This is a genomic window from Spirochaetota bacterium, assembly GCA_026414805.1.
Lineage (GTDB): Bacteria > Spirochaetota > UBA4802 > UBA4802 > UB4802 > UBA4802.
Window position 1 is genome coordinate 32,404 of record JAOAIH010000022.1, and the last position, 8,081, is coordinate 40,484.

The 8,081-nt window shown below is 40.8% G+C and carries 6 protein-coding genes; 5 read left to right on the forward strand and 1 reads right to left on the reverse strand.

Going from position 1 to position 8,081, the window contains the following annotated elements; genetic code table 11:
• Positions 1 to 8: 8 nt before the first annotated feature.
• From N3F66_06350 to N3F66_06370, 5 genes are all read left to right on the forward strand, one after another.
• The gene (locus N3F66_06350; GenBank protein ID MCX8123769.1) at positions 9 to 2,132 is read left to right on the forward strand and encodes a 3-hydroxyacyl-CoA dehydrogenase NAD-binding domain-containing protein; all 2,124 of its coding nucleotides are present in this window, start codon (positions 9 to 11) and stop codon (positions 2,130 to 2,132) included.
• Between the two features lie 14 nt (positions 2,133 to 2,146).
• Positions 2,147 to 3,934 carry a long-chain fatty acid--CoA ligase gene (locus N3F66_06355; protein MCX8123770.1) on the forward strand — a complete coding sequence of 596 codons (1,788 nt, stop codon included), beginning with the start codon at positions 2,147 to 2,149 and terminating at the stop codon, positions 3,932 to 3,934.
• Between the two features lie 185 nt (positions 3,935 to 4,119).
• Positions 4,120 to 5,265, forward strand: a complete 1,146-nt coding sequence (locus N3F66_06360) for an acyl-CoA dehydrogenase family protein (protein ID MCX8123771.1) — start codon at positions 4,120 to 4,122, stop codon at positions 5,263 to 5,265.
• A gap of 95 nt (positions 5,266 to 5,360) precedes the next feature.
• Positions 5,361 to 6,107 carry a 1-acyl-sn-glycerol-3-phosphate acyltransferase gene (locus N3F66_06365; GenBank protein MCX8123772.1) on the forward strand — a complete coding sequence of 249 codons (747 nt, stop codon included), beginning with the start codon at positions 5,361 to 5,363 and terminating at the stop codon, positions 6,105 to 6,107.
• 84 nt (positions 6,108 to 6,191) lie between these two features.
• Entirely contained in the window at positions 6,192 to 7,478 is a 1,287-nt protein-coding gene (locus tag N3F66_06370) for an IMP cyclohydrolase (GenBank protein ID MCX8123773.1), read from the forward strand.
• A 19-nt stretch (positions 7,479 to 7,497) separates the two neighbouring features.
• On the opposite strand, the gene N3F66_06375 is transcribed toward N3F66_06370, so the two are convergent.
• The coding region (locus N3F66_06375) for a hypothetical protein (GenBank protein MCX8123774.1) at positions 7,498 to 8,081 on the reverse strand (584 nt) is incomplete at its 5' end.

The following is an 8,081-nucleotide window of genomic DNA, read 5'->3' on the forward strand; positions in this document are numbered from 1 at the left end:
GAATGGCAATGAAAGGGTTACAGTTTTTAAAAACTGAAGTCATAAATGATGTGCTGGTGGTGAGCATCAACTGTCCTGGAAAGGTAAATAAAGTTTCCAGTGATCTTTTAAATGAAATTGAAGCTGTTATTGGGAATACTCAAGGAAAACAATATAAAGGGATGGTTATAGTAAGCGAAAAGCCTGACAACTTTGTTGTTGGTGCCGATATTGATGAGCTCAAATCAATGAAAACCGACGATGAAATTAAACGATATATTACAAAGGCCAATGAGATATTGTTTAAACTGGAAAAACTTCCATTTCCAACTGTATCCATAATTAATGGCAATTGCCTTGGTGGAGGTGTGGAGTTGACGCTGGTAACTGATTACCGCATAGCCACCGATTCCACAGAAACAGTCATGGGCTTGCCTGAGATTAAATTAGGCCTCATTCCTGCAGCTGGTGGAACCCAGCGCCTCCCGCGATTGATTGGTATTCAAAATGCATTGCCGTTGATTTTGCAAGGAGGTAATGTGAGGCCTCGACGAGCAAAGCGTATGGGGCTTATTGATGAGATAGTTATTCCGTATGGCCTAAAAGAGATAGGTGTTAAGAAGGCATTACAGTTGAAAGGTAAACGCAAAATTAAAAGAAAAAGAAAATTTATTGAATGGCTGCTTGAGTCAAATCCTTTGGGACGAAGCATTATATTTTCGCAGGCACGCAAAATGGTGATGAAGCAAACAAGGGGGTTGTATCCTGCTGCACTTGCTGCTATAGATTCGGTTGAGTATGGTTACAAAACCAATGTAAAAAAAGGAGTGGAGAAAGATATTGAGCGATTTGTGACTTTAGTAAAGAGCTATCAGTCAAAATCATTAATGAACCTTTTCTTTGCAATGACTGATTTGAAAAAAAATCCACTAGAAAAGAAAGCAAAGAATGTTTCAAAATTAGCGGTCATAGGCACTGGCCTCATGGGTACAGGTATAGCGCAGGTTTCACTGCCGTTGTGTGACACAGTGCTTGTCAAGGACATGGCGCTTGATGCGGTGAGCCGCAGTATGGCACAGATACGCAAAAGCCTGGAAAAACGTGCACGCTCGGGAGCTATACGTGATTTTGACAAGGAAGTGTTATACGGCAAATTAGTGCCCTGCGATGATTACGCGTATTTTAAAAATACTGACCTGGTCATTGAAGCAGTATTTGAAGATTTGAAAATAAAACAGGATCTTGTAAAGGAAGTGGAGGCTGTCACCAGTGACAAAACAATATTTGCTTCAAACACTTCTGCTATTCCAATAAGCCTCATTGCGAAAGCATCAAAACGTCCACAAAATATGATTGGCATGCATTACTTTTCACCGGTTCCAGCAATGCCACTGTTAGAAATTATAAAAACACCAAAGACAGCTGATTGGGTAGTGGCCACAGCTCTAAAATTTGGCATTGCGCAGGGTAAAACTTGTATTGTGGTAAAAGATGGTCCAGGATTTTACACAACGCGGATACTTGCTCCATACCTTAATGAAGCTGTATTCCTGATAGAAGAAGGTGTGCCAATGACAGATATAGATAAAGCAATGCTACAGTTTGGTTACCCAATTGGACCTGTTGCATTAATTGATGAGGTTGGCATTGATGTGGGAGCACATGTAGCAGTTGAACTTGGCCAGGAGTTCAAAGCGCGGGGTGCTGCACCTTCGCATGTATTGCCGCTACTATTTAGCAAGGGTTTTAAAGGGAAAAAGAACAAGAAAGGTTTTTATGATTACAGCAAGCCAAAAAAGAAAGGCATGCGTTTGCCCAATGAAGAAATTTACAAGGTCATTGGCAAAGTAACTCCTTGCCATATGCCAGTGCAGGAAATTCAGGAGCGCGTAAGTCTCATGATGATAAATGAAGCGGCATTGTGTCTGCAGGAAGGCATTATTTCTTCGCCACGTGATGGTGATGTTGGTTCAATTTTAGGATTGGGCTTCCCTCCTTTCAGGGGAGGTGTGTTCAGGCATATTGATCGTGAAGGTGTAAAAACCGTAGTTGATACCATGATGAAATATTATGATAAGGGGATGAAGCGGTTCAAGCCTGCTGGGATACTGGTTGATATGGCAAAAAGTGGTAAGCGTTTTTACAAAGACTGAATTGGAGGTGTGCCATGTATCCTGGACTAATGCAGGCATTTTCACAGCATGTGGCAAAACAGCCTGAAGCGGTAGTTTTCAAGTATAAAGAAGAGGGGAAGTTTATTCCTATGAGCTATCGCCAGGCTTACGAAAAAGTTGAGGCGATAGCTTCATGGCTTACGGCTAAAGGTGTAGGCAAAGGTGATAGAGTAGCAATATTGTCGGAAAATTCAGTGTACTGGGCTTTGGCTGATTTAGCAATCATATCGCTGGGTGCTATTTCAGTTGCAATCTATCCTACATTAACGCCGCGCGATGTCCATTACATCATACAGAATTCAGGAAGCACTATTGTCTTTGTGCAGGATCTTGTGCAGCTTGAAAAAGTTTTAAGCTATCAGAAGATCAATGATATAGCTGCAATCGTTGTGATGAATAACCAATATCGAGGTAATGGAAAGGTTGTTAACTTGCAGGATGTGATGCATTATAATGGAAGTAAAACCAATATTGGCGATACCATTCAGTCCATTACCGCTGATGATCCCATCTGTATTATCTACACCAGTGGCACCACCGGCCCTCCCAAGGGTGTGGTGCTGACACATGGTAATATAGCCTATGTTATCAATACCATTGCTGGAATGATTGGGGATATAAGCGTTATTAAAGAAAGTTTAAGTTTTCTGCCACTGTCACATGCTCTTGAGCGCATTGCAGGACTTTTCTTTGGTGTATATCTTGGAAAAACAGTGGCGTTTGCTGAATCACTCAACACCATACTTGCCGATATGCAGGCAATAAAGCCCACCCATGCAATTGCAGTACCTCGTGTGTTTGAAAAAATTTTTGAGCGGGTAGTACAGATGGCCGAAAAGAGCCCAATAAAAAAGAAGATTTTCTGGTGGAGCGTGAAGATTGGCAGAAAGTGGAGTGAGGTAGTGTCAAAAGGGCAAAATCCGGGTTTGCTGCTACAATTGCGGTATGCTATTGCCCGCTCGTTAATATTCAAAAAGATAACAAAGGCAACGGGTGGCAGGCTTAAATATTTTGTATCAGGTGGAGCACCGCTTTCTAAACAGATAGCAGAATTTTTCCATGCTGCAGATATCTTGGTTTTGGAAGGGTGGGGTGCTACAGAACTTTCTGCACCTGCAACCTGGAATAGCCCACATGAGTTTAAGTTTGGTTCAGTAGGCAAGCCACTGCCTGGAGTTGAAGTGGTGGTGGCTGATGATGGTGAGCTTTTAGTTCGAGGGCCAATTGTATTTAAGGAGTACTGGGGAAGGCCCGAGGCTACAGCAGAGGCTAAGGACAGTGAGGGCTGGTATCATACTGGTGATATTGGGTATATTGATAAAGATGGATGGGTGTATATCACCGACAGGAAGAAAGAACTCATTATAAATGCAGCCGGCAAGAACATATCCCCACTTAACATTGAAAGCACATTAAAACAATCACCATATATTTCAAATGTTATGGTGTATGGCGACAGGAGAAAATACATCACTGCCCTTGTTAATATTGATAGAGAGAATGTGTTACAGTATTGCAGGGAAAAGGGGATTGCTGTTGACAACCATGACCTAACTTCTTTGCCAGTAGTTCAGGAACTCATAGGTAAAGAAATAGAACGGCTTAATAAGGATCTGGCACGATTTGAACAGGTGAAAAAGTTTACCATCATACCTGAAGATTTTTCGGTTGAGAATGATATGCTGACACCAACCTTGAAACTCAAGCGTAAAAACATAATAGCGCGCTATAAAGAAGCAATAGATGCCATGTATGAAGGTGAATTATTGCTGGTTGAATAATTAAAGTAATATTGAGGTGTACACATACCATGTGAGTATGTAAAGATTACAAGTCATACTGAAATTTTAAGTCATCACAAGTTATTTTTCATCCTGAACTTGTTTTGGGATCGTACTTTAAAAAAAGATTCAGGATCAAGTTTGAGGTAATGTAAGAAAATTCCTAATTGTCTAAGGAGAGCCAAATGAAACGTTCCATACAATTTACCCAGGAACATGAAATATTCAGGCAGACAGTACGTAAGTTTTTTGAAACAGAAGTCATGCCTCATTATGATAAATGGGAAGAAGAAGGTATTGTGCCACGTGCAATGTGGAAACGGTGTGGTGAGTTAGGGTTGCTTTTGCCGTGGCTAGAAGAAAAGTACGGTGGGCCAGGTGGTGATTTTCTTTATTCTGTGATAATAGATGAAGAATTAGCTTATAGTGGTGCAAGTTCATTCATGATACCGCTACATAATGATATTGTGGCGCCATACATTCATTCATTTGGCACAGAAGAGCAAAAGATGAAATACCTGCCAAAGTGTGCCTCGGGTGATATCATCCTTGCGGTTGCCATGACCGAACCTGAGGCAGGATCAGATTTAGCCGCAATGAAAACCAGTGCAGTGCTTGATGGCGATAGCTGGATTCTCAATGGCCAGAAGACATTCATATCAAATGGCATACTGGCTGATCTAGTTGTGGTAGCAGCTAAGTCCTCAAAGGAAGCACCACCACATCAGGCAGTAAGCTTGTTTCTTGTGGAAAACGGCACTCCCGGCTTTACAAAGGGAAAAGCAATAAAAAAAATAGGACTTAAAGCACAGGACACTGCAGAGCTATTCTTTGATAACTGTCGCATACCAAAAGAAAATCTTTTAGGGCAGGAAGGCCTTGGCTTCATTTACCTTATGCAAAAGCTACAGCAGGAAAGGTTAGTGTGTGCACTTGCTTCACAGGCAGCAATGGAAAAGTGCCTTGCCATAACTATAGATTATGTTAAGGAGCGAAAGCTCTTTGGAAAACCCCTCTCCAAATTTCAGAACACACAATTTACCATTGCAGAAATGGCTTCAGAAATTGCTGTTGGTAGAAGCTTTATAGATGACCTCATACTGCATCACATACGAGGCGACGATGTAGTGAAAGAGACCTGCATGGCAAAGTTCTGGGTTTGTGAAACAGCCAAGCGGGTAGCTGACCGATGCCTGCAGCTTTTTGGCGGGTATGGCTATTGTACTGAATATCCGGTGTCACGTTTCTATGTTGATGCACGTGTTCAAACCATCTATGCTGGAACATCTGAAGTAATGAAGATGATTATCTCACGGATGATGGGTTTATAATTTAGTAGTTGACATTTATAGTAAATTGTAGTGTAATCCTTGCGTTTTTCACGATTTGTGCAAAATTTAAAAAATGTTGCATTATGGAGGTCGTTATGAATCCGGTGGTACGCAAGGGTTACACCTATTTGGCTTGGCTTTTCATTGGTGTTGATACTGCATTCTGGGGAACTATCTCCCTATTTTCCTGGTTTGTAAGCCCCAAAGGAGATCTTGCGCATTTCTGCATGCAAAACTGGTCAAAAAATATACTCTGGTTTTGTGGTATACGCTATCAGGTTGAGGGATTGGAAAACATCTCAAAGGATAAAGTTCAGATATTTGCCTCCAACCATCAGAGCTTCTTTGATGTGTGGCTTCTGAGTGCTATCATACCGGTTAAGTTTGGCTGGACAGCAAAGAAAGAGCTTTTTAAAATTCCCTTTATGGGCTGGCACATGAGCCTTTCAGGGTATATAGCTATTGACCGTAAAAATAAAGAGCGTGCCATAGCCAGCATGAAGGAAGCAGCGATTAAAATACGAAAAGGCAACCGCATTATGATTTTCCCTGAAGGTACCCGCAGCCGCACAGGGGTATTGCAGCCTTTTAAAAAAGGGCTGTTTTATTTATGCATAGAAACAGGTGTACCGATAGTTCCAATTTATATACACGGTACCTACCAGCGGCTTAAACCTGAGTCTGGTGATATTAATCCAGGAAAAGTATATGTCCTTATTGGCAAAGAGATGCCCACTGAGCATTATACTGTTGATACAATAGAACAGGCCATGGATGATTTGCGCCAGCGAATTTTAGCTTTACAAAATGAGTGCCTTGCACGGTATGGTGAAGCTGTGTAGGTTGTATAATAATTATTGAATAACAGGCATGGCGGTTCTATAATTATACACAGTATATCATAATTTTCTCAGNAGTTATAATCTATGGAAGACTTAAAAAAAGCATATCGCACCATCATGGATGATCATTTCCCTGACACCATGACGATAACCTTTGGCAACCAAACACTTGTATATAAAAAGCGTACATGGAAAATTAATGATGATGGACAGCTAATTGAGAAGGGATTGCGATATGGCGAAAATCCAGGCCAGGAAGCAGCATTGTACGAGCTTGTAAACGGAAATCTTGTACTAGGGGATTGTGCATTTATTACCCCCGGCCATTCACTGGTAAGTGGTATTGATGAATCTATGATGCTTCAGTTTGGCAAGCATCCAGGTAAAATTAATTTTACTGATATTGATAATGCTCTTAACATTTTAAAATATTTAATGAAAAAACCTGCAGCAGTTATTGTAAAGCATAACAATCCTTGCGGTGTTGCGTATGGCTCAACAATAGCTGATGCATACAACAGGGCAAACAGGGCTGACCGTATAGCAGCGTTTGGCGGATGTGTAGCATTCAACAGAGCTGTCGACAAGGAAACTGCACAGCTTGTTTCAGCAAATTACCTTGAAGTGCTTGTTGCACCTGATTTTGAGCCCGGTGTGATGGAAATCCTTTCAAAGAAAAAGGACCTGCGTATTGTGCAGATAAAGCGAATTGACAGGCTGGAAGAATACAAAACCATGCGCTTTGTTGATTTCAAGTCGCTCATTGATGGTGGTATCATTGTGCAACAATCGCCAATAAATATTGTGAATACAAAGGAAGACTTAAAACCTGCACAGGCAGAATATAAGGGTCAGATATATAAAATTGATAGGCTTCCTACAGAGAAAGAATATGAGGATCTTTTGTTTGGATGGTTTGTGGAACAGGGTGTCACGTCTAATTCCGTTCTGTATGTGAAAGATGGTGTGACTGTTGGCATTGGCACTGGAGAGCAGGATAGAGTAGGCGTTGCTGAGATTGCAGTACAAAAAGCATATACCAAATATGCTGATATCCTTTGTTTTGACAAATATGGTATTTCGTACTATCAGTTAGCATTGGAAGTGGAAAAAGGTTTGCGCAAAGAACGCGAAAAAATTGAAATAGATGAAGCGACAAAGGCTGCTAAAGGTGGTTTAATTGGTGCCAGTATGGTTTCGGATGCATTCTTCCCCTTTAGGGATGGTGTTGATGTAGGTATCAAACAAGGGATTACTGCTATTGTGCAGCCCGGTGGATCTATACGCGACTGGGAAAGCATAGTTGCCTGCAACGAAGCCAATCCAAAAGTTGCAATGGTATTTACAGGCCAGAGGGCATTTAAACATTAACATAAAATGCAAAAGCGCATTATCTGCGCTTTTGCTCATATTCCTTCATATATTCTTCTATTAAGCTACCAGTTTTATGTGGTTCTTCCTTAACAGGTTTCATACGGCGTGCTGCAAAATCAGCTATTGCTTTTACAGGTTTTTTGATGAGGTCAACAATAAGTTCAATAAAGTCACGTACAGTTGATAAAACAGTTTTTACAATTGAGGTTCTTGATCCTTTTGGAGCTGTTCGCATTGGAGTGATGCCTGAGGTAACTGATTCGGCAACATTTTTCACACCATACATTGCAGGAATTGGGTTGTAGCTATCCTTAACGTAGGCTTTCTGTGGTTTGAAGGGGACACGCTTTGGAAGGCGGCTTGTTAACACAATGTTTGTTCCCGATTCAGTAGTTTTATCGATGATGTAAAGAAATATATAATATATGTACAGAAACAGGTTGGCAAATATGGCAAAAAAGTGATACCAGATATCAAGAAATGCCCAGAATACATCAACCCATATTTTTAAAAAGTCTACAATTTTATAAAAGAAGTTAAAAAAGTTGTCCACAGTATTTACCCAGAATTGTTTTACTACACGATAGTTCATAGTATTTC